The following is a 19,759-nucleotide window of genomic DNA, read 5'->3' on the forward strand; positions in this document are numbered from 1 at the left end:
GCACCCGAAATCAACGAATCAATGGAGAGCAACATGGCAAGAATGGTGAACTGCGTGAAACTGGGACGTGAAGCTGAAGGCTTGGAGCGCCCAATGTACCCCGGCCCATTGGGACAACGCATCTTTGAAAATGTATCCAAAGAAGCTTGGCAAGGCTGGATCAAATTCCAGACTATGCTAGTGAACGAAAACCGCCTGAACCTAGCTGATGCCAATGCCCGCAAGTATCTGGCACAGCAAATGGAGAATTACTTCTTCGGCTCCGGTGTAGCAATGCCGGAAGGTTTTGTGCCGCAGAAGGGCTAATCACCAAGCCAGTAGTATCGAACCCGCCACGATCAGCGCACCGCCCAAGGCGGTCTTGAGCGTGACGGCTTCGCCCAGCGCCACCCAGCCCACCACGATCACCAGCGCCACGCTGAGCTTATCTATCGGTGCGACCTGCGAAACAGGCCCAAGTTGCAGGGCGCGAAAATAGCACAGCCACGACAGTCCCGTCGTCACACCCGAGGCGATCAGGCACGCCCAGCCCAGCCAATTGCCGCCTTCCGGCTTTTGCCATTCATTGCGCGCGGTCAGCAACAGCGCCGTCACCAACAGGATCACCAAGGTACGGATGAACGTAGCGAGGTCGCTGTTGATCTGCGCCACGCCGATCTTGCCCAAGATCGCCGTCATCGCTGCGAATACCGCTGAAGCAAGCGCGAGCAGTTGCCAAGACTGGGCAAAGTGCATAGTTAATCCGCCATTTCCTGCACTAGCACATAGGGACTAATGACCACCGCCCACATATGGGCATCGGCCTCGTACCACGTCAGCGCTTGCTCGTCGGTCACTTGGCCCACCTGCCCAGCCTGCATCCATTGTTCGACCTGCGCCTTGTTGTCATCGGAAATCTGGAATGCCACTTCAACCAGATCAAGATCTTTTGAAACTGCGATCGCCGCACCGCTGGCGAAGAAACGCTGTAACTCCCGCCAAGGAATGGTAGAGGTGTCCAAATTGACCTTGGCACGGTAGATTTCTTGTTGCGGGTTGTTCTGTATTGACTGCTCCATCGCTCTCTTCTCTTTTTCATTGACTCGGTAACAGGATACCAAACCGTAAGCGATCTTGGTCGCCAAGCGACGCTGACACGAATTAATTTCGCTGGCTGCTAAAGTTCCGTCCCTGTCTGGACGATAGCCCCGAGACACATCTTGGATATTTTGCCCCAGAGTAGCTGGTTGCCGAATGTTCTAGGCTAGGGAGATATAACGATGAAGAACAATCAGCCCGTAACACAGCATGCGATTGATTACCCAGACTCGGCAATTTTTATCACCAAAACCGACCCTAAGGGCAACATCATCTATGCTAATGATGCATTCGTTGAAATCAGCGGTTTCACTCTGGATGAGTTACTCGGGCAGAATCACAACATCGTTCGACACCCAGACATGCCCTCATGGGCATTTGCCCATCTCTGGAAAACCATTCAGAGCGGTCATCCGTGGCGGGGTGTAGTCAAGAATCGCGCCAAGAATGGTGATCACTATTGGGTAAGAGCCACCATTTCTCCGATACTTGACCACGGCGAAATCACTGGGTACTTATCCTTACGCCGGAAAGCATCACAGGCCGAGATCCTAGCGGCCGAATCCCTGCTTAAATCCAGCACCCTGCCACAGCAAAGATTCTCCTTATCTAGGTGGTTCAGCAATTTGCCTTTACAGACCAAGCTGCATTTGTTTATCCAGCCCGTGTTGCTGGTTCTACTGAGCTTGTGCTGCATATTCATCGGGCAGAATATGCACGACAAGATGGTAGAGGAGGCCAGTAAACGCGCCAGCGGTATCGCCAATCAGGTCATCGACGGCGCCAACATGTTGATGGTGACTGGGCAAATCAGCGACCCCGAGAATCGGAAGATGCTGCTAAACAAGATCTCCAGTTCTGGCCACATAATCGGATTACGATTGGTGCGTACCGAGCAAGTGGTCAAACAATTCGGTGCCGGCTTGCCGGAGGAGCACATAAACTCCGACCTCGAAAAGCAGGTGATAGCAAGCAAAGTGCCGTTCGAAGAACTCGCTGAGCAAAACGGAAAGCCTGTGTTTCGCTTAATCACACCCTATTTGGCCAGCCGCAACTTCCATGGAACCGACTGTCTTGCCTGTCACCAAGTCGAGGTAGGCAGTGTCAACGGTGCGTCCATCATCGAAATTGATCTGAGCGAAGAGACTGGACAATTCCAATCCATCATCACCAAACTTGTCGTGGGGCAACTGTGCCTGCAACTAGCACTGTTCCTGTTCACCCACTGGATCATCCGTCATTTCATCACTCGCCCCGTGGCGGAAATCAAAGAGCACCTAGAATCTTTGGTGAACGGAAACATGAGTTCCCCAGTCAACATCGACGGTCGTGACGAGATGGGTGAGATCCTCTGCTCGGTGCAGTCCGCCAAAGTGCTGCTGGGAGCGCTGGTTGATCAAAACGGTACCATCACCCTAGCTATCGAAGAACGCGCCCGACTACTGGCTAAGGCGGTTGCTCAAGTGGAAGACAGTGCCAATCAACAAGTCGAATCCGCCAGCAACATGGCTGCGGCAATCGAAGAAATGTCAGTCAGCATCGATCAGGTCGCAGAGAATGCCGCCAGCGTGCGCGATATTTCCGAGGGTTCCTCTAAGCTTGCAGACAGCGGCAGAAAGATCGTACAGGGAGTAGTCGATGACTTAGGCACAACGAGCAAAGCGCTCATGGGTGCTGCCAAGACCATTCAAGAGCTAGGTAATAAATCGACGCAGATCCAAAGCATCGTCACAGCGATCAAGGAAATTGCCGACCAGACCAACTTGCTGGCACTGAATGCCGCGATCGAAGCCGCGCGCGCCGGAGAACAAGGACGAGGCTTCGCCGTCGTAGCCGATGAGGTGCGTAAGCTCGCCGAGAAAACGGCCAACGCGACCCAAGAGATCGCCAATATGACCCATGAGATCCATGACAGCACACACCTTGCCGTCACTGAGATGGGGCAAGTTGTCGAAATGGTGCAGCACAGCACCACCTTGGCAGGTCAGGCCGACGACGCGATCATCGGCATCAACGGTGGTGCAACGCGGGTTTTGCAAGGAATGGGAGATATTTCCGACTCGATAAAACAACAAAGCGAAGCAGGGCGTGATATCGCCGTCAACGTCGAGCGCGTGGCACAGATGTCTGAAGCCACCAGCACTGCTGTCAATGAAGTCAGCGCCGTCGTGCTTAAACTCGAGCAACTCGCCCACTCGCTGGACCAATCGATCGGACATTTCAAGATTTGATGTCACCCCGACCAACGCATGGCTGAACAAGCTGAGGTCGGGGCTCTACTTATACAGGTCTCGGCTCTCCAGTTCGCTCCACACCGCCTTAGCGATAGCCACCCAAGCCGATTGCCGCTTGGATAACGCATTGATCTTGGAAAGGTAGTTAGTACCATAGGCCTTGGTATTCGCATCGTGCATCATCACCGCCATGCCGAACAGCTCCACTTTGGCGCGTGCCGATAGATCCCCATGACTGGCCGCCTCTTTGAGCTGGACGATATTCTGCAACACGTCATGAGCGAACAGCCGAATCTGATTCTGATCTGAGCAGTCCAGTCCCAATCCGATGCAATGCCTTTCCATCTCCAACTCAATTTCGTGGGTATCTTTCAGCAGAAATTCATGGCTATACATAGTTGACACGATTCCTCGTAAGTCGGGTTTGCTGATAAGCTAAGACTACTCTTCATGACTCAAAACACGACATGATCGGGAAATATCTTGCCCCGATTGGCCGCTAGTTCGTCCGTCTTCAGATAGTCGTCTTTCACTCGGATGTAATGCTCAGCAGAATAGCGCAGATATGCGATCTCTTCGTCCGTAAGTTTTCGCACCGCCTTAGCCGGGCGGCCCATATACAGCATCCCGCCTTCAAGCACCTTGCCCGGCGACACCAGACTGCCCGCACCTATCATCACATGGTCAGGGATCACCACGTTGTCCATGATGATGGAGCCCATGCCGATCAGGCATTCGTTGCCGATGGTGCAGCCGTGCAGGATGACCGCATGGCCGACAGTCACATAGTCGCCGATGATGAGCGGCGAGCCGTGTGGATTTTCGGGGGTCTTGTGCGAAACATGGCCGATGGTCATGTCCTGCACATTCGTCCCGCGCCCGATCTCGATGCGGTTCACATCGCCGCGCAACACCGTGTTGCACCAGATGGACGCATCCGCGCCGATCTTCACTTCGCCGATGACTTGGCAAGATGGATGCAGATAGACGCGCTCGGCGACGGAAGGTGAGGTTTTAAGATAGTTGGATAGCGGCATGTCAGCTCTCTCTAGAATTCGTCTTGCCTTGCATCGAATTGCAACTCGCGCAGATACACACCTGCCCGCGCAACGGCTCCGGCACTCGCGCCAGCACCGCTGCCGAAATGGTCACGCGCTGGCACCAACAGGCGGACGCTTCTTTTCCGTTCGCCATCGCACACTGGTTGTCGCCGCCGCACAGCGGGCAGTCGGCAGCGCTCACCGCTTGAAACGCTCGCCCGGCTTCACTGTGCTGAACAATCCCGCTGGGGCCGTGCCGCGCCAGTATTGCGGTGGCGCTTCGACTTGCGCGCCAAGTTTAGCGGCGGCGTGCCAAGGCCAGCGCGGATCGTAGAGCATGGGGCGGCCGATGGCCACCAAGTCGGCGCGGCCTTCAGCGATGATGGCTTCGGCCTGTTCCGGCTGGTCGATCATGCCCACGGTGATGGTGGGCAAGCCGGTCTCGCGGCGGATACGTTCGCCGAACGGCACCTGATAGCCCGGCCCCACCGGGATGCGCTGCTGCGGAGCCAGCCCGCCGCTGGAAACGTGGATGAAATCGCAGCCACGCGCCTTCAGCTCATGCGCCAGCGCCACGCTCTGCTCCAAGTCCCAGCCGCCATCCACCCAGTCAGTCGCCGAAATGCGGATGCCGACCACCATCTGCGGCGCAGCGGCGCGCACCGCCGCGAACACCTCCAGCGGAAAACGCAGCCGATTTTCCAGCGAGCCACCATAGTCGTCCGTGCGCTGGTTGGTCAGCGGCGAGAGGAATTGGTGCAGCAGATAGCCGTGCGCGGCGTGCACCTCGATAGCGTCGAAACCCAGCCGCTGCGCGCGCTGCGCGGCGAAAGCAAACGCCGCCTTGATGCGCGCCAGCCCAGCAGCATCCAGCGCCAGCGGTGCACGTTCTTCCGGCTTGAAAGGAATCGCCGACGGCGCAACGGTCTGCCAGCCGAGCTGATCTTCGGCCACCTGCTTGCCGCCATCCCACGGCGCGGCGCACGAACCCTTGCGCCCGGCATGACCCAACTGGATCGCCAGCGGCATGGACGAATGCCGCCGCACCGCCTCCACCACTGGTCGCAACGCCGCCTCGTTCTCGTCCGACCACAGCCCGATGTCGAACGGCGATATCCGCCCCACCGGCTCCACCGCCGTCGCCTCCACGATCAACAACCCCGCCCCCGAATGCGACAGATTGCCGTAATGGATCACGTGCCAGTCGGTGGCGTTGCCGTCCGCCGCCGAGTATTGGCACATCGGCGGGATGACGACGCGGTTGGGCAGGGTTAGGTTGGCGAGGGGGAAGGGGGAAAAGAGTTGGGGCATGATTCAAATAAGCTTAGTCATAGTTTGACCTACACTTCAAACATGTGTGGTACTTAACATCAGGGCTTCGGGTATCGCCGTAAACATCAACATGAGGAATAGTTTTGGATTGAAGTCTTACCAACTTATTTTCATCGTCATAGCAACGCTGACAGAACGGGCCAATTTTAATTAAGGGGTCGCCAGCCTCATCTTCCTCCCAAAGCCAATACACACCATCTGCAAAATCAAGGTGACTCTTAATCTTGATTTGTTCACGTAACTCGCTAATTTGAGACTTTAGAAATGCGTTCTCTTCCTGTAGCTCAAGAACGCCTTCCCTAAGTTCCATTATTTTTTCTTGAGCCTCGACTGTTGCTCCTTTTTTAAGTAGATCAACAATATCTTTGTAGTTGGGAATCATATTGGCCTCAACAAGTTACTCTGTGAACGAAGGCATCAACTTCCATTTCATTTTCTCCCCCGCCTTCAACGGCACCAGATTGGAGCCACCGAACTCGACGGTGTGGGGCATGTGCCATTCTTCGCGGCGTAACGTGATCGTGTCGGTGTTGCGCGGCAGGCGGTAGAAGTCGGGGCCGTGGAAGCTGGCGAAGGCTTCGAGTTTATCCAGCGCGTCGGCGGCTTCGAAGGCTTCGGCGTAGAGTTCGATGGCGGCGTGGGCGGAGTAGCAGCCGGCGCAACCGCAGGCGTTTTCCTTGGTGTGCTGGGCGTGCGGGGCGCTGTCGGTGCCGAGGAAAAATTTCGGGCTGCCGCTGGTGGCGGCTTTGACCAGGGCTTCGCGGTGGGTCTCGCGTTTCAAAATCGGCAGGCAGTAGAAGTGCGGACGGATGCCGCCGACCAGCATGGCGTTGCGGTTGTAGAGCAGGTGCTGCGGCGTGAGCGTGGCGGCGACGTTGGCGGGCGCGGCGGCGACGTATTCGGCGGCGTCTTTCGTCGTGATGTGCTCGAACACCACGCGCAACTCGGGCAGGTCGCGCATCAACGGCTGCATCACGCGTTCGATGAACACGGCTTCGCGGTCGAAGATGTCGATGTCGGCGCTGGTGACTTCGCCATGTACCAGGAACGGCAGGCCGCATTCCTGCATGGCTTCCAGCGCGGCGTAGGTCTTGCGCAGATCGGTCACGCCCGCGTCCGAGTTGGTGGTCGCTCCGGCGGGATACAGCTTCACGGCGTGGACGATGCCGCTGGCTTTGGCCTTCCTGATCTCGTCGGCGCTGGTGTTGTCGGTGAGGTAGAGCGTCATCAGCGGCTCGAACTTCATCCCGGCGGGCAAAGCGGCAAGGATGCGCTCACGGTAAGCCACGGCCTGCTCGGTAGTGGTCACCGGCGGGCGCAGATTGGGCATGACGATGGCCCGAGCGAACTGGCGCGCGGTGTCCGGCAGCACGGAAGCCATCAGCGCGTCGTCGCGCAAGTGCAGATGCCAGTCGTCGGGGCGGGTGAGGGTCAGGGTGGTGGTCATTTCATTCCTTTCGTGCCGTCATACCGTCGCACGCCGGTATCCAGCCGATTTAAACGCCCGCAAAGCGGACAAACTCTTGCCGGTCTTGTCCGCTTTGCGGAAGTGTTGGCTTGAACTGGATACCGGCCTGCGCCGGTATGACGGCTTACTTTCCTTCCACCAGAGACACATCGCGCACCGCGCCCTTGTCTGCCGAAGTCACCATCGCGGCATAGGCGCGCAACGCAGCCGACACCTTGCGCGGACGCTCGGCGGCGGGCTTCCAGGCTTGCTTGCCTTTGGCTTCCATCGCGGTGCGGCGCGCGGCCAGTGCATCGTCCGAGATCACCAAGTTGATGCTGCGGTTCGGGATGTCGATGGCGATGGTGTCGCCTTCTTCCACCAAGCCAATGGCACCTCCGCTAGCCGCTTCCGGCGAGGCGTGGCCGATGCTCAGGCCCGAAGTGCCACCGGAGAAACGTCCGTCCGTCAGCAGCGCGCAGGCTTTGCCCAAGCCTTTCGACTTGAGGTAGGAAGTCGGATACAGCATCTCCTGCATCCCCGGCCCACCCTTGGGGCCTTCGTAGCGGATGATGACCACGTCGCCCGCCACGATCTGGTCGGCGAGGATGCCAGCGGTGGCAGCGTCCTGACTCTCGAACACGCGGGCGCGACCAGTAAACTTGAGGATGCTGTCATCCACGCCAGCGGTCTTGACGATGCAGCCGTCCAGCGCGATGTTGCCGTGCAGCACGGCCAAGCCGCCGTCCTGTGAGTAAGCGTTGGCTTTGTCCCGAATACAGCCAGCCACGCGATCCGCGTCAAGATCGGGGTAAAGCATGGATTGCGAGAACGCGATGGTGGTGGGAATGCCGCCGGGTGCGGCGCGGAAGAATCTCTTCACGTCGTCGCTGTCGGTCTGCACGATGTCCCAGTGTTGCAGCGCCGCGCGCAGGGTTGGGCTGTGAACGGTCGGTACGTCGCCGTGCAGCAATCCAGCACGATCCAGCGCACCGAGGATGGAGGCGATGCCACCTGCGCGATGCACGTCTTCCATGTGGTATTCGGACGACGGCGCGACTTTGCACAGCGTCGGCACGTGGAGCGACAAGCGATCCATGTCCTTCATGGTGAAGTCCACGCCCGCTTCGCGCGCGATGGCCAGCAAGTGCAGCACGGTATTGGTCGAGCCGCCCATGGCGATGTCCAGCGTCATCGCGTTCTCGAACGCCTCGAACGTGGCGATGCTGCGCGGCAAAATGCTCTCATCGTCCTGCTCGTAATAGCGCTTGCACAACTCGACCGCCAGGCGGCCCGCGCGCAGGAACAACTGTTTGCGTTCAGCGTGGGTGGCGACCAGCGAGCCGTTGCCCGGCAGGGACAAGCCCAACGCCTCGGTCAAACAGTTCATCGAATTGGCGGTGAACATGCCGGAGCAGGAGCCGCAGGTCGGGCAGGCGGAGCGCTCGATGGCATCCACTTCCTCGTCGCTGCAATGGCTGTCGGCGGCGGCCACCATCGCGTCCACCAAGTCCAAGCCCTTCACCTTGCCTTGCCAATTGACCTTGCCCGCTTCCATCGGCCCGCCGGAGACGAACACCACCGGGATGTTCAGGCGCATCGCCGCCATCAGCATCCCCGGCGTGATCTTGTCGCAGTTGGAGATGCACACCAGCGCATCGGCGCAGTGGGCGTTGACCATGTATTCCACCGAATCGGCGATCAGGTCGCGGCTGGGCAGCGAATACAACATGCCGTCGTGGCCCATGGCGATGCCGTCGTCCACCGCGATGGTGTTGAATTCCTTGGCGATGCCGCCCGCACGCTCGATCTCGCGCGCCACCAACTGCCCCATGTCCTTAAGGTGGACGTGACCCGGCACGAACTGGGTGAACGAGTTTGCGATGGCGATGATGGGCTTGCCGAAGTCACCGTCCGTCATGCCGGTGGCGCGCCACAGGGAGCGTGCGCCAGCCATGTTGCGACCATGAGTGGAAGTGCGGGAGCGATATTGAGGCATGATGCGAATTCCGGTGATTGACTGAAGACCCGATTCTAAACTACCACGCCCCTGTGGTACATTCCCGCCCCATGTTGACCTATCCGAAAATCGATCCCGTTGCCCTCCAACTCGGCCCATTGGCCGTGCATTGGTATGGCTTGATGTATCTGACCGGCTTCGCCTGCTTTCTTTGGCTGGGGCGCAAACGGTTGCGCACCTTGAATCGCCCCGGCTGGGACGAGAAATTCCTCGACGATCTGATGTTCTTTGGCGTCCTCGGTGTGATCCTTGGCGGCAGATTGGGCGAAGTGCTGTTCTACAACCCCGGCTACTATTTCAGCCACCCAGCCAAGATCCTCGCGGTGTGGGAAGGCGGCATGTCATTCCACGGCGGCTTCCTCGGCGTGTTGGTGGCAATGGCCTGGTTCGCACGCAGTCGCAAGGTGCAATGGTTGCCGCTGATGGATTTCGTCGCACCACTGGTTCCGCTAGGCTTGGGCGCGGGACGCATCGGCAATTTCATCAACGGCGAACTGTGGGGCCGTCCGACCGACGTGCCGTGGGCGATGGTGTTTCCGACCGCCGATACACTGCCGCGCCATCCATCGCAGCTCTACGAATTCGCACTGGAAGGGCTCGCGCTATTCTCCTTGCTGTGGATCTTCTCCAGCAAACCGCGCCCTGTCGGGGCGGTTTCCGGCTTATTTCTGATCGGCTACGGCAGCTTCCGCTTCCTCGCCGAATTCACCCGCAACCCCGACGATGGCATCTTCGGCTTGATGTCGTTGGGTATCAGCATGGGGCAATGGCTGAGTCTGCCGATGGTGCTGGTGGGCATTGCGATGATGCGCTGGAGCCGACGCGCGGTGTAAAATCCGCCCTCTGTTCTGGAGAGCTATCGTGTACCGCAAATCTTCCGTCACTTTGCTTGCCGCCGTCGCCGCATTCGGCTTAGGTATCGCTGCGGACGTTTTCGCCAGTGAGGCGAGCTTCCTGCAATGCGCCAAGCAACAAGATGCGGCAGAGCGATTGAAGTGCTATGACCATGCCGCCGCTCGCCAACCGCAAGCAGAGCCTGCGACAGTCGAGATCACACCGCCGCTCGTCGTGAATGTACCTGCGGAAACGTTACCTAGCATCGAAGCACCCGCCGCGCCTGCGATCACGCCCACTGTCGCCGCTCGCTCATACCTCACTCGGGTATGGAACCTCGATGGACAGGGTGACAACGACGAGATCACGCGCGCAGGCCGTTTGCGTCCGCATCACCAAAGCTATTTGTTGCTGCGTCGCAGTAGTCACGTGAACAACCTTCCTTTTTCACCGTCACCGGGTCATCAAGTCACCACCGGCTTGCCGCTCGACCTGACCGAAGCCAAGTTCCAGTTCAGCTTCAAATCAGAAATCGCGGGCAAGCACGATTTCAACTGGCTGGGATTCGACGACCTGCACATTTGGGCAGGCTACACCCAGCAATCGAACTGGCAAGCACTCAATGCTCCGTCGTCCTCAGCGTTCCGCGAAACCAACTATGAGCCGGAGATCATCGCCTCCCTCAGTACCAATAACAGCAACGGGCTGAAACTGGTCAATCTCGGCTTCAACCACCAGTCCAACGGCCAAGGTCAGCCCTTATCGCGGAGCTGGAATCGCGTCTATCTGCAAGGTGGCTGGGAGTGGGATGTGTTTGGCAAATTCTCGCTGCTGACACGCGGTTGGTGGCGCGTGCCCGAAAATCCGGCCAAAGACGACAATCCTGACATCCAGAGCTTTTTGGGGCGCGGTGATATCGTGGCTCACTGGGAACCCAGCAGCCAGCAATCAGTTACCCTGCTGATGCGCAACAACTTGAATGTCCATAACAATCGTGGATTCATTCAGTTAGATTGGGCGACGCCCTTCATGATCGGCAAGATGGGCAAGGCGCATGTACAAATCACCGAGGGCTACGGCGAGAGCATGGTGGATTACAACTTCCACCAGAACACGATAGGTATCGGCGTTTCATTCCGCGATTGGTAGCTTAACCGCGCGGGTGATGTTGGGAGTGCAACTGTTTCAGGCGTTCCCGCGCCACATGGGTGTAAATCTGCGTGGTCGAGATGTCGGCATGGCCGAGCAGCATTTGCACCACGCGCAAGTCGGCACCGTGATTCAGCAAATGGGTGGCAAAAGCATGCCGTAAGGTATGCGGCGACAGCGGCTTGAATAACCCGCCCTGCTGAGCGTGTTTTTTGATCAGATACCAAAACATCTGCCGCGTCATGGCTGCACCGCGCTGAGTGACGAACAGCGCATCACTCAATTGCCCCCCCAGTAAAAGTGGCCGCCCATCGTCCAAATAGCGGCGTATCCAATCCTGTGCCTCCTCGCCCAAGGGTACAAGGCGCTCCTTCCCCCCTTTACCCATCACCCGCGCGATGCCATCGTTCAGGCTGATCTGCGTGATCTTGAGGGTGACCAACTCGGAGACGCGCAAACCGCTGGCGTAGAGCACTTCCAGCATGGTGCGGTCACGCAGCCCCAGCGGAGTTTGAACATCCGGCGCGTTGAGCAAAAGTTCGACATCCGCCTCGGTAAGCGTCTTGGGCAGGGAGCGCGGCAGCTTGGGCGAATCGATCTGTAACGTAGGATCGGCCCCGATCTTGTTCTGCCGCAGCGAGTAGCGGTACAGGCGTTTCAGGCTGGAGATAGCGCGCGACGTGGACGTCGCTTTGGCTTTGTCGTGGTTAAGCAAATGGCCAAGATAGCTCTGAATATCGGCATGGCTGGCCTGCGTGAGCAAGCTTCCGCGCTGCCCCAACCACGCAGCGAACTTATTCAGATCGCGCCGGTAGCTTTCAATGCTGTTGCGCGCTAGGCCATCTTCCAACCACAGCGCATCGCAAAATTCGTCGAGTAACTCAGCGTTGCTCATGCTGCAGCAGCCAGCTCTTGATGTTCAACGCGCCATCGTCGGCACGGTGCATAAAACCACCCAAACCGGCCTTGCCCACAACTCGATGACAGGGAATCACAATGGGAAGGGGATTGCTACCGCAGGCTTGACCGACGGCGCGCGGAGCGGAGCCGATCTCGGCGGCAAGGTCGCCATAAGTACGCACTTGCCCGCGCGGTATGGCCAGCATAGCTCGCCAAACTTTATTCTGATGTGCGGTGCCATGAGGTTTCAGCGGAAAATCAAAACGAACGTCAGGATCGACAAACCAGCGAACGAGCTGCTCTACGCAACGCTCAGCCAACGGGCTAGCCGGAGCCTGCAAAAGAGCATCTAAGGACAGGAAGTCGATGCCCGTGACCGCCGCCTCAGAACAGCGGACACCCAGCTTGCCGAAGGGCGCGGCGATGATGGCCTGAAACTCAGGAGGCAGCGCGTCCGGCATCGCGTATCGCCTTGGCGCACTCGGCCACCAACTCCGGCCCGCGATAGATCAGGCCACTATAGACCTGTACCAACGCGGCGCCCGCTTGCATCTTCTCGGCCGCATCTGCGCCTTTCAGGATACCGCCCACACCGATGATGGGCAACGCACCTTGCAGTTCGGCAGCCAGTTGGCGGATGACTGCGGTGGATTTCTCGCGCACGGGCGCACCGCTCAAGCCTCCGGCCTCGTTGCCGTGCTCCAAATTTTCCACGCCGACACGCGACAAGGTAGTGTTGGTCGCAATCACGCCGTCGAGACGATGCCGCATCAGCAACGCGGCGATCTGCTGAATCTGCTCAGTATCGAGGTCAGGCGCGATCTTCACCGCCACCGGCACATAGTTTCCGTGCTGTTGTGCCAGCTTTTCTTGCTCGGCCTTAAGTTGTGCCAGCAGCGCATCCAGTTCGTCACCGCCCTGCAACTGCCGCAGATTCTTGGTGTTGGGTGAGGAGATGTTGATGGCGACATAGCTGGCGTGCTCATAAACCTTGCGCAATCCGATCAGATAGTCGTCCGCCGCACGTTCGATGGGCGTGTCGGCGTTCTTGCCGATGTTGATGCCTAAGATGCCGCCGTACTCGGCATTCTTCACGTTCTCGACCAGTGCATCCACGCCCAGATTGTTGAAACCCATGCGATTGATGATGCCCTGCGCCTGCGGCAGACGGAACAAGCGCGGCTGCGGATTACCCGGCTGCGGGCGCGGCGTGATGGTGCCGATCTCGATGGAGCCAAAGCCCAGCGCGGCCAAGCCGTCGATACACTCGCCGTTCTTGTCGAGACCGGCCGCCAAGCCCACCGGATTGCGGAACTTCAGCCCCATCACCGTGCGCGTATCGTCTGGCGGAATCTTAGCGAACAGGGGCAAGACGCCCAGCTTGTAGGCAGTTTGCAGGCCGGTCAGCGTAGCGTGGTGGGAAGTTTCAGGATCGAGCGCAAACAGCGCGGAACGGAGCAAGGGATACATAATCGACTATCTGTAGTTAATCTTTCTTCACCACCACTGGGATAGGGAAGGCTTTGCGTTTGAATATTTCGCCACGTGACTTGCCACGCCAGCCGCTGGCGATCAGCTCGTTCAGCTGCGCAGCGATCAGGCCGAACAAGGCGAAGCCCGCCCACGCTAACGGTGCGATCTGCGTTATGGTTCCGCCGCTCGATACATAGCAGGCCAGTACCAGTCCACCCACGACTAATCCTGAGATCGCGGCCAACACTGGGCGCTGCCAATCACCTTGAGGCAAACCGGAAAACAAGGTGTCTTCATGCCATAACATTTGCAGGGCAAGCAGTAGAAACAGCGGTGAGCTCCACAACAACACTGCCAACAATTGCGGACGTGCCACGCCACCCATCAGTCCGACCAGCGCTAGGGTCAACATCCACAGCGCCGCTGGTTCGGCCTTAAGTGCAGGCAGCGCGGGCGAGTAGCGAGCAAGCAGGCGCAACAAGCTGGGAAACGTCGCCAGCCAAGCTCGGGTCACCAGTGCAGCGGGTATCAATCCGGCAAACAACAGCGTTGTGGCAGTGATCGTGGCCGCATCCAGCAGCAACGCAAAGTCGTTGTCCGTATAGTGCGCGAAAGACAGCGCCAGCCAGCCGAGCATTGCGCTACTGCCTACGACATAGGCTTGATAGCGGCCTGGTACGCCCAACAAATTAGCACCGCGTCGCAGCACGGTCAGGCGGTTCAGCAGCCAAGTGTAGCCCGCCAATAGGAGCGCAGTAAGCAACAACGCCTGCGCTGACAAAGCGGTGACTATCAAGGACTCACCCCAGTTGGCACCGGTCAAGATGCTGGCCAGCAAAGGCAGAAGAAATAGAGTTGCGACAAAGACACCTAAGCGAATATTCATTTCAGCTCCTGTTCAGATAACTCTCGCCATTGTCCCTGTTTCAGTCCCTGCAAGGGGCGAAAGTTGGCTTTGTAAGCCATTTTCCCACTGTCGTGGATCCAATAGCCGAGGTACACATAATCCAGTTGCAACTGGCGGCACAGCGCGATCTGCCATAGCACGTTGTAAGTTCCGTAGCTGCTACCAGACACATCGGGATCGTAAAATGTATAGACCGATGACAAACCATCGGTGAGCAGATCGACCACGCTGACCATACGCAGCACACCATCTTCCCGAAATTCGACCTGCATGGTATCGACCTGACTTTGCAGCAAAAAGTTGCGGTACTGCTCGCGGCTATCATTATCCATGCCACCCCCGGAATGACGAGCATTCTGGTAGCGCTGATAGAGCTGGTAACACTCTTCGCTATCCTGCAAAGGATGAACGGTTGCTTGCAAAGACTGATGCCGCTTCCACGCCCGACGCTGCGTGCGACTGGACTCGAACTCGTTCACCGGAACCCGAGCAGGGACACAAGACTGGCAGAGATCACAGCGCGGGCGGTAGGTGAACGTACCACTACGACGAAAACCGCGCCGCACCAATTCGGAATAGACCGGGGTCGTGATTAAGAAGCTGGGCGTCGCCACTTGTGAGCGGGCCTGTCGAGCATCAAGGTAACTACACGGGTACGTCGCCGTCAAATAGAACTGAAGACTGGATAATGGAATGTCGCGCAGTAAAGTCATTCACCCCTCCAACTATTACTAAAGTTCTATATCTTCCGCCTCCAGGCCTAGTACCTCGGACATATAGGAGGAAAAGAGTCTTGCTGCTACAGTTTGCGCGGGTGTAAAAAAGCAGGGTCACCCGACTCAGCTTTCATACTCTCCTCCTATTCCGGGCGGTCGCAAGATCGCCCGTTTTTTATTCCTCCAAATATTTCTTCGCTCGGCCAATCGCCGCTCTGACCTGCTCGGGCGCGGTGCCACCGGTGTGGTTGCGCGCACTCAACGAGCCTTCTAGGGTCAACACAGCATAGATGTCATCGCCGACCAGCGGTGAGAATTGCTGCAACTCGTCTAGCTTCAGGTCGGCCAAGTCGCAGCCACGCTTCTCGGCGAAACGTACCGCCAACGCCACTGCTTCATGAGCATCACGGAACGGCAAGCCTTTCTTGACCAAGTAGTCAGCCAGATCGGTAGCCGTGGCGTAACCTTGCAGCGCAGCTGCACGCATCGCATCCGGCTTGACCGTGATGCCGCCTATCATATCGGCGTAAATGCGCAGGGTTTGGGTGAGCGTGTCCACCGTGTCGAACAGCGGCTCTTTGTCTTCCTGATTGTCCTTGTTGTAGGCCAGCGGCTGGCCTTTCATCAATGTGAGCAGCGCTACCAGATGACCATTCACGCGACCGGTCTTGCCGCGCACCAGTTCCGGCACGTCGGGATTCTTCTTTTGCGGCATGATGCTGGAGCCGGTGCAGAAGCGATCAGCGATGTCGATGAAGCCGAAACGCGGGCTCATCCACAGGATCAGCTCTTCCGAGCAGCGCGACAGATGAGTCATCACCAGCGCAGCGGCAGCCGTGAATTCGATGGCGAAGTCGCGGTCGGACACCGCATCCAGCGAATTTTGACAGACCGACTCGAAACCCAGTAACTCAGCAACGCGCTCGCGTTTGATCGGATAGCTAGTGCCCGCCAGCGCGGCAGCGCCCAACGGCAGACGATTCACGCGGCGACGGCAATCCACCATGCGTTCGGCATCGCGTTTGAGCATCTCGAAATACGCCAGCAGATGGTGACCAAAGCTCACCGGCTGGGCGACTTGCAGATGGGTGAAACCGGGCATCACCGTTGCGGCGTGCTGCTCGGCCAGCGTGACCAGCGAGGTTTGCAGGGCACGGATCAGCAGTAAGATGTCGTCGATAGCGGCGCGCAGATACAGGCGCACGTCGGTCGCGACTTGGTCGTTGCGCGAACGTCCGGTATGCAGACGCTTGCCAGCATCGCCGACCAATGTGGTCAGCCGCTTCTCGATATTGAGGTGGACGTCTTCCAGATCGAGTTGCCACTCGAAACGGCCAGCTTCCACTTCGGCGCGAATCTCGTCCATACCACGCCGGATCAGGTCGAGATCGGATTGGGCGATGATGCCGCACTCAGCCAGCATCTGCGCGTGAGCCAACGAGCCTTGGATATCGAACAGCGCGAGTCGTTTGTCGAAGTCCACCGAGGCGGTGTAGCGCTTCACCAGTTCTGCCACGGGTTCGTTGAAGCGTCCCGACCAGGTGTTATTGTCTTGCATCGTAGTCATGTCTTGTCCAGAATGTGCGGAATTCGAGGCCACCGCTATGCCAAGGGCGCAAAGTATAAATCAAAACCCCCTCCCCGATGCGCTGCCCAACAGCCGCAACCTCGGTGTCGTGCTGCGTCTGGTGCTGATCATCAACGTGGCAGCGCTGCTCTTGGCGCTCGCTCGCGCCAATACTTGGGGCGAGATCGGCGAGCGATGGCTGACCAGCGCGGCGCTGCTGGAGCCTACGCTACTCACCACCCTGCTCGTACTCTACGGCTTGCAACCTAAGCTCGATACGCTCGCTTACCGCAGCGGAGCCGCCTTGGTCGCCACCCTGAGTTGCAGTATCACCGCTCTCATCTACCTCTTGGGTATGCCCGTTTACACGCCCAGCGGCGAAGGCGCGCTATTCAACGCTATCCGCTACGCCACCCTCGCTGGCCTCAGTAGTTTGGGTCTGCTGGCCTATTTCCGACTAAGGCGATTTGCGCTATCGCCTGCGCGCCATCAAGCACGGTTGCAAGCCCTGCGAGCCCGCATCCGCCCGCACTTCCTGTTCAACACCCTCAATGCAGTGCTCGCCATCGTGCGCTCGCAGCCAAAACGTGCAGAAGAAGCGCTGGAAGATCTTTCTGATCTGTTTCGCATGGCCATGGAAGATGCCGCCGACCTCGTACCCTTGCGACGTGAGATCGAGTTGGCACGGCGTTATCTGGCACTGGAACAACTACGTTTAGGTGATCGTTTGCAACTGGATTGGGGGGTGCAGGCAGAAGCCGAGACAGCGTTGATCCCGCCCTTGTTGCTACAGCCTTTACTAGAAAATGCCGTCTATCACGGCATCGAGCGGTTGCCACAAGGTGGCTTGGTAACGATCCGTATCGAGCGCAACCATCGTGATCTAAGTATCGCCATCTCCAACCCTCACCCCCCAAAGTCGGATGACGTCCCCGGCCACCGACTCGCGCTGAACAACATCCGTGAGCGGCTAGCTTTACTGTACGACTTGGAGGCACACTACCAAGTGCAAGCCGATCATGCTGAATACCGAGTGCGCATCACCCTACCCTATCAGGAGGATCTCCCATGAGTACGACGTTACGCGTATTCATCGTGGACGACGAAACGCTGGCGCGCGAGCGTCTCAAGGAACTGCTGAACGACTGCGCCGCCGAGCTACCGTTGTCGCTGGCAGGCGAGGCAGCGAATGGCCGTGATGCGCTGGAATCACTCACGGTCACCCCTGCCGACGTGGTGTTAGTCGATATCCGTATGCCGCAGATGGACGGCATCGAACTCGCGCGTCATCTCGCTCATCTTTCACCGCCGCCCGCCGTGATCTTCACCACCGCCTACGACAGCTACGCCATCCAAGCCTTCGACCTCCACGTGGTCGATTACCTGCTCAAACCGATACGTCGCACGCGTTTGCTTGAGGCGCTGCAACGTGTCCGGCCAAACCAGTTGACCGATGCCCAGCTGCGCCAATTGCAGCGAGAGCCACGCCAGCATCTATCCATCCACGAACGCGGCAAGATCGTGCTCGTGCCGCTGGACGAGGTGCTTTACCTGCGCGCCGAACAGAAATACGTGACCGTGCGCACCTCCGCCCAAGAGTATCTGAGCGAAGAATCACTGACCGCGTTGGAACAAGAGTTTGCCGCCCGCTTCGTGCGCATCCACCGCAACTGCTTGGTCGCCAAAGCCGCCATCGTTGCATTTGAACGGGCTAGCGACGATGCAGGGAGTGAGTCGCACTGGGTAGTATCATTAACTGGGCTTGCCGAACGATTAGCCATCAGCCGCCGCCAACATTCTGTTGTTCGAGAACTGATCTAGGACGATGGCCATGTGGACTACTTCAAGATGTTATTGGATACTGCTGTTATGCATGTTTTCTCTCACTGCACAAGCTAGCAGTATGGCCGGTGGCGAGCCACAATTTCCGCCCGAGCAAATCATCGCCTTCTCCAAGAAAGTGGAAAGAACTCTGGCGGCCAAGGGAGCGCGAATCGCTATCGTGGCACGCATGGGGCGACCTGCATCGGAGTTGCCCGAAGGTTTCCACTACACCCATGCTGGTTTCGCGGTCTACTCCGAAGTGAAAACTGCTGATGGGCGTACCTTGCCTGCCTATGCGATGTACAACTTGTATCAGCGCAACGACAAACCCGACAGCAGCTATTTAATTCAAGACTTCCCAGTGGATTTCTTTGCCGGAGTGGCTGTCCTGGATGCTGGCCTCATCCTTCCCTCTGCTGAACTGCAAAGGCGCTTACTAGCCACGCTCGCCTCGCCCACATACCAAGCACTACACGATCCGCATTACTCGGCCATCGCCAATCCCTACACGCAGGGGCGGCAGAATTGCACCGAGTTCGTGCTCGACGTAATTAATGCAGCCATCTATCAAACCGACAATATCAACCGCATCAAGGCCAGTGAAAAAGCCTATTTTGAAGCACAACCGGTGAACGTTGGCCCGCTCAAGCTGTTATTTGGCAGCATGTTCAGCGCTGACATCACCACCGTTGACCAACCAGGAAGTCCGGTCACCGCCACCTTCGAGACCATTGCCAAGTATCTGCACAAATACGACGAGGGCAGCGAGGTACTGACGGTTACTTTGCAACCCCAGACAGGTGTTGCACCCAGTGGAAACTGAACGTATAAAGACGAACCTCATTTTTTCAATGGAAGGAGAATGACATGAACAAGACCTTATTCGCACTAGCAACTCTGCTGGCCGCCACACCTGCACTCGCTGCCGAGCCCAACACCCACGCAGGTAAAGCCGTCGCTCACGCGGCGAAATCCTTTTCCCACGCCAGTGGCAGCGCAGCGCATTCCATCGCTGCTTCTGGGCAAGTCACCTCCGCCGCCTCCGCCATTCCGCTGTCGATAGGGGCCTCCGTGGGGGCAGTCAGCGGCCAAATGGCGCACGGTTCGATGAAGGCGGCGACCGCCCCCATCGGCACACCACTGGAAATCACCGACGAGGCGATCACCACCATGCCGCCGAATGAGGCGCTGAAACAGAAGTCGAACAAACCAGAAGAGAAACTGTAAGCTCAGAGGTCG

General features: G+C 58.1%; 23 protein-coding genes. 8 read left to right on the forward strand and 15 right to left on the reverse strand.

From position 1 onward, the window contains the following. Window positions 1-33: 33 nt before the first annotated feature. Window positions 34-306: an oxidative damage protection protein gene (locus tag OYT1_RS12495; RefSeq protein ID WP_062626510.1), complete on the forward strand. Its 273-nt coding sequence runs from the start codon at window positions 34-36 to the stop codon at window positions 304-306. On the opposite strand, the gene OYT1_RS12500 is transcribed toward OYT1_RS12495, so the two are convergent. Both OYT1_RS12500 and OYT1_RS12505 read right to left on the reverse strand, forming a co-directional pair. Beyond that, a complete protein-coding gene (locus OYT1_RS12500) occupies window positions 307-735 on the reverse strand; it encodes an EamA family transporter (RefSeq protein WP_062626509.1) in 429 nt (142 codons plus the stop codon). A 2-nt stretch (window positions 736-737) separates the two neighbouring features. Then, window positions 738-1,058 (reverse strand): DUF2288 domain-containing protein, encoded by a 321-nt coding sequence (locus OYT1_RS12505; protein WP_062626508.1) that lies wholly within the window; start codon window positions 1,056-1,058, stop codon window positions 738-740. A 201-nt stretch (window positions 1,059-1,259) separates the two neighbouring features. Between OYT1_RS12505 and OYT1_RS12510 the strand changes: the two genes are divergently transcribed. Further along, window positions 1,260-3,308 carry a methyl-accepting chemotaxis protein gene (locus OYT1_RS12510; protein ID WP_062626507.1) on the forward strand — a complete coding sequence of 683 codons (2,049 nt, stop codon included), beginning with the start codon at window positions 1,260-1,262 and terminating at the stop codon, window positions 3,306-3,308. A gap of 45 nt (window positions 3,309-3,353) precedes the next feature. Here the strand turns inward: OYT1_RS12510 and OYT1_RS12515 are convergent, their stop codons facing one another. The 7 genes from OYT1_RS12515 to ilvD all read right to left on the reverse strand — a co-directional run bounded on the left by OYT1_RS12515 (window position 3,354) and on the right by ilvD (window position 9,129). Further along, on the reverse strand, window positions 3,354-3,707 hold the full coding sequence (locus tag OYT1_RS12515; RefSeq protein WP_062626506.1) for a hypothetical protein: 354 nt from the start codon (window positions 3,705-3,707) through the stop codon (window positions 3,354-3,356). A gap of 59 nt (window positions 3,708-3,766) precedes the next feature. Next, the gene (locus OYT1_RS12520; protein ID WP_062626505.1) at window positions 3,767-4,348 is read right to left on the reverse strand and encodes a gamma carbonic anhydrase family protein; all 582 of its coding nucleotides are present in this window, start codon (window positions 4,346-4,348) and stop codon (window positions 3,767-3,769) included. Window position 4,349: 1 nt separating this feature from the next. Further along, window positions 4,350-4,505 carry a cysteine-rich CWC family protein gene (locus tag OYT1_RS14135; protein WP_084611994.1) on the reverse strand — a complete coding sequence of 52 codons (156 nt, stop codon included), beginning with the start codon at window positions 4,503-4,505 and terminating at the stop codon, window positions 4,350-4,352. A gap of 44 nt (window positions 4,506-4,549) precedes the next feature. After that, window positions 4,550-5,662 (reverse strand): NADH:flavin oxidoreductase/NADH oxidase, encoded by a 1,113-nt coding sequence (locus OYT1_RS12530; RefSeq protein ID WP_062626503.1) that lies wholly within the window; start codon window positions 5,660-5,662, stop codon window positions 4,550-4,552. Between the two features lie 13 nt (window positions 5,663-5,675). Further along, entirely contained in the window at window positions 5,676-6,065 is a 390-nt protein-coding gene (locus OYT1_RS12535) for a hypothetical protein (RefSeq protein ID WP_062626502.1), read from the reverse strand. 15 nt (window positions 6,066-6,080) lie between these two features. Then, complete coding sequence (gene pyrC, locus OYT1_RS12540; protein ID WP_062626501.1) at window positions 6,081-7,130, reverse strand: dihydroorotase; 1,050 nt, start codon at window positions 7,128-7,130, stop codon at window positions 6,081-6,083. A 145-nt stretch (window positions 7,131-7,275) separates the two neighbouring features. Beyond that, window positions 7,276-9,129 (reverse strand): dihydroxy-acid dehydratase, encoded by a 1,854-nt coding sequence (gene ilvD, locus OYT1_RS12545; protein ID WP_062626500.1) that lies wholly within the window; start codon window positions 9,127-9,129, stop codon window positions 7,276-7,278. A gap of 71 nt (window positions 9,130-9,200) precedes the next feature. On the opposite strand from ilvD, the gene lgt reads away from it, so the two are divergent. Together lgt and OYT1_RS12555 are read left to right on the forward strand one after the other, a co-directional pair. Beyond that, the gene (lgt, locus tag OYT1_RS12550; protein WP_062626787.1) at window positions 9,201-9,983 is read left to right on the forward strand and encodes a prolipoprotein diacylglyceryl transferase; all 783 of its coding nucleotides are present in this window, start codon (window positions 9,201-9,203) and stop codon (window positions 9,981-9,983) included. Window positions 9,984-10,011: 28 nt separating this feature from the next. Continuing rightward, the gene (locus OYT1_RS12555) at window positions 10,012-11,133 is read left to right on the forward strand and encodes a phospholipase A (RefSeq protein WP_062626499.1); all 1,122 of its coding nucleotides are present in this window, start codon (window positions 10,012-10,014) and stop codon (window positions 11,131-11,133) included. Between the two features lies 1 nt (window position 11,134). Here OYT1_RS12555 and xerD read toward each other — a convergent pair whose 3' ends face one another. The 6 genes from xerD to argH all read right to left on the reverse strand — a co-directional run bounded on the left by xerD (window position 11,135) and on the right by argH (window position 16,696). After that, the gene (gene xerD / locus OYT1_RS12560; protein WP_062626498.1) at window positions 11,135-12,028 is read right to left on the reverse strand and encodes a site-specific tyrosine recombinase XerD; all 894 of its coding nucleotides are present in this window, start codon (window positions 12,026-12,028) and stop codon (window positions 11,135-11,137) included. After that, the gene (locus tag OYT1_RS12565) at window positions 12,015-12,494 is read right to left on the reverse strand and encodes a methylated-DNA--[protein]-cysteine S-methyltransferase (protein ID WP_172588561.1); all 480 of its coding nucleotides are present in this window, start codon (window positions 12,492-12,494) and stop codon (window positions 12,015-12,017) included. The genes xerD and OYT1_RS12565 overlap by 14 nt, the downstream gene beginning before the upstream one ends. Next, entirely contained in the window at window positions 12,472-13,503 is a 1,032-nt protein-coding gene (locus OYT1_RS12570; RefSeq protein ID WP_062626497.1) for a quinone-dependent dihydroorotate dehydrogenase, read from the reverse strand. The genes OYT1_RS12565 and OYT1_RS12570 overlap by 23 nt, the downstream gene beginning before the upstream one ends. A 16-nt stretch (window positions 13,504-13,519) precedes the next feature. After that, window positions 13,520-14,392, reverse strand: coding sequence for a hypothetical protein (locus OYT1_RS12575; protein WP_062626496.1), 873 nt, complete (start codon window positions 14,390-14,392; stop codon window positions 13,520-13,522). Beyond that, the gene (locus tag OYT1_RS12580; RefSeq protein ID WP_062626495.1) at window positions 14,389-15,126 is read right to left on the reverse strand and encodes an arginyltransferase; all 738 of its coding nucleotides are present in this window, start codon (window positions 15,124-15,126) and stop codon (window positions 14,389-14,391) included. The genes OYT1_RS12575 and OYT1_RS12580 overlap by 4 nt, the downstream gene beginning before the upstream one ends. A 178-nt stretch (window positions 15,127-15,304) precedes the next feature. Next, on the reverse strand, window positions 15,305-16,696 hold the full coding sequence (gene argH / locus OYT1_RS12585; protein ID WP_062626494.1) for an argininosuccinate lyase: 1,392 nt from the start codon (window positions 16,694-16,696) through the stop codon (window positions 15,305-15,307). 37 nt (window positions 16,697-16,733) lie between these two features. On the opposite strand from argH, the gene OYT1_RS12590 reads away from it, so the two are divergent. From OYT1_RS12590 to OYT1_RS12605, 4 genes are read left to right on the forward strand one after another with little or no spacing between them, the layout of a single operon-like run. After that, the gene (locus OYT1_RS12590) at window positions 16,734-17,768 is read left to right on the forward strand and encodes a sensor histidine kinase (protein ID WP_172588562.1); all 1,035 of its coding nucleotides are present in this window, start codon (window positions 16,734-16,736) and stop codon (window positions 17,766-17,768) included. Further along, entirely contained in the window at window positions 17,765-18,517 is a 753-nt protein-coding gene (locus OYT1_RS12595; RefSeq protein WP_062626492.1) for a LytR/AlgR family response regulator transcription factor, read from the forward strand. Before OYT1_RS12590 ends, OYT1_RS12595 begins: the two co-directional genes overlap by 4 nt. Before the next feature lie 52 nt (window positions 18,518-18,569). Beyond that, complete coding sequence (locus OYT1_RS12600; RefSeq protein ID WP_232013190.1) at window positions 18,570-19,343, forward strand: DUF2145 domain-containing protein; 774 nt, start codon at window positions 18,570-18,572, stop codon at window positions 19,341-19,343. Between the two features lie 44 nt (window positions 19,344-19,387). Next, a complete protein-coding gene (locus OYT1_RS12605) occupies window positions 19,388-19,747 on the forward strand; it encodes a hypothetical protein (RefSeq protein WP_062626490.1) in 360 nt (119 codons plus the stop codon). Window positions 19,748-19,759: the final 12 nt, after the last annotated feature.

The organism is Ferriphaselus amnicola (genome assembly GCF_000974685.2).
GTDB classification, from domain to species: domain Bacteria; phylum Pseudomonadota; class Gammaproteobacteria; order Burkholderiales; family Gallionellaceae; genus Ferriphaselus; species Ferriphaselus amnicola.

Coding starts and splice junctions, on each gene's coding strand:
- OYT1_RS12495 (WP_062626510.1), top strand. CDS start 34: ATGGCAAGAATGGTGAACTGCGTGAAACTGGGACGTGAAGCTGAAGGC.
- OYT1_RS12500 (WP_062626509.1), bottom strand. CDS start 735: ATGCACTTTGCCCAGTCTTGGCAACTGCTCGCGCTTGCTTCAGCGGTA.
- OYT1_RS12505 (WP_062626508.1), bottom strand. CDS start 1,058: ATGGAGCAGTCAATACAGAACAACCCGCAACAAGAAATCTACCGTGCC.
- OYT1_RS12510 (WP_062626507.1), top strand. CDS start 1,260: ATGAAGAACAATCAGCCCGTAACACAGCATGCGATTGATTACCCAGAC.
- OYT1_RS12515 (WP_062626506.1), bottom strand. CDS start 3,707: ATGTATAGCCATGAATTTCTGCTGAAAGATACCCACGAAATTGAGTTG.
- OYT1_RS12520 (WP_062626505.1), bottom strand. CDS start 4,348: ATGCCGCTATCCAACTATCTTAAAACCTCACCTTCCGTCGCCGAGCGC.
- OYT1_RS14135 (WP_084611994.1), bottom strand. CDS start 4,505: ATGGCGAACGGAAAAGAAGCGTCCGCCTGTTGGTGCCAGCGCGTGACC.
- OYT1_RS12530 (WP_062626503.1), bottom strand. CDS start 5,662: ATGCCCCAACTCTTTTCCCCCTTCCCCCTCGCCAACCTAACCCTGCCC.
- OYT1_RS12535 (WP_062626502.1), bottom strand. CDS start 6,065: ATGATTCCCAACTACAAAGATATTGTTGATCTACTTAAAAAAGGAGCA.
- pyrC (WP_062626501.1), bottom strand. CDS start 7,130: ATGACCACCACCCTGACCCTCACCCGCCCCGACGACTGGCATCTGCAC.
- ilvD (WP_062626500.1), bottom strand. CDS start 9,129: ATGCCTCAATATCGCTCCCGCACTTCCACTCATGGTCGCAACATGGCT.
- lgt (WP_062626787.1), top strand. CDS start 9,201: ATGTTGACCTATCCGAAAATCGATCCCGTTGCCCTCCAACTCGGCCCA.
- xerD (WP_062626498.1), bottom strand. CDS start 12,028: ATGAGCAACGCTGAGTTACTCGACGAATTTTGCGATGCGCTGTGGTTG.
- OYT1_RS12565 (WP_172588561.1), bottom strand. CDS start 12,494: ATGCCGGACGCGCTGCCTCCTGAGTTTCAGGCCATCATCGCCGCGCCC.
- OYT1_RS12570 (WP_062626497.1), bottom strand. CDS start 13,503: ATGTATCCCTTGCTCCGTTCCGCGCTGTTTGCGCTCGATCCTGAAACT.
- OYT1_RS12575 (WP_062626496.1), bottom strand. CDS start 14,392: ATGAATATTCGCTTAGGTGTCTTTGTCGCAACTCTATTTCTTCTGCCT.
- OYT1_RS12580 (WP_062626495.1), bottom strand. CDS start 15,126: ATGACTTTACTGCGCGACATTCCATTATCCAGTCTTCAGTTCTATTTG.
- argH (WP_062626494.1), bottom strand. CDS start 16,696: ATGACTACGATGCAAGACAATAACACCTGGTCGGGACGCTTCAACGAA.
- OYT1_RS12590 (WP_172588562.1), top strand. CDS start 16,734: ATGCCAAGGGCGCAAAGTATAAATCAAAACCCCCTCCCCGATGCGCTG.
- OYT1_RS12595 (WP_062626492.1), top strand. CDS start 17,765: ATGAGTACGACGTTACGCGTATTCATCGTGGACGACGAAACGCTGGCG.
- OYT1_RS12600 (WP_232013190.1), top strand. CDS start 18,570: ATGTTTTCTCTCACTGCACAAGCTAGCAGTATGGCCGGTGGCGAGCCA.
- OYT1_RS12605 (WP_062626490.1), top strand. CDS start 19,388: ATGAACAAGACCTTATTCGCACTAGCAACTCTGCTGGCCGCCACACCT.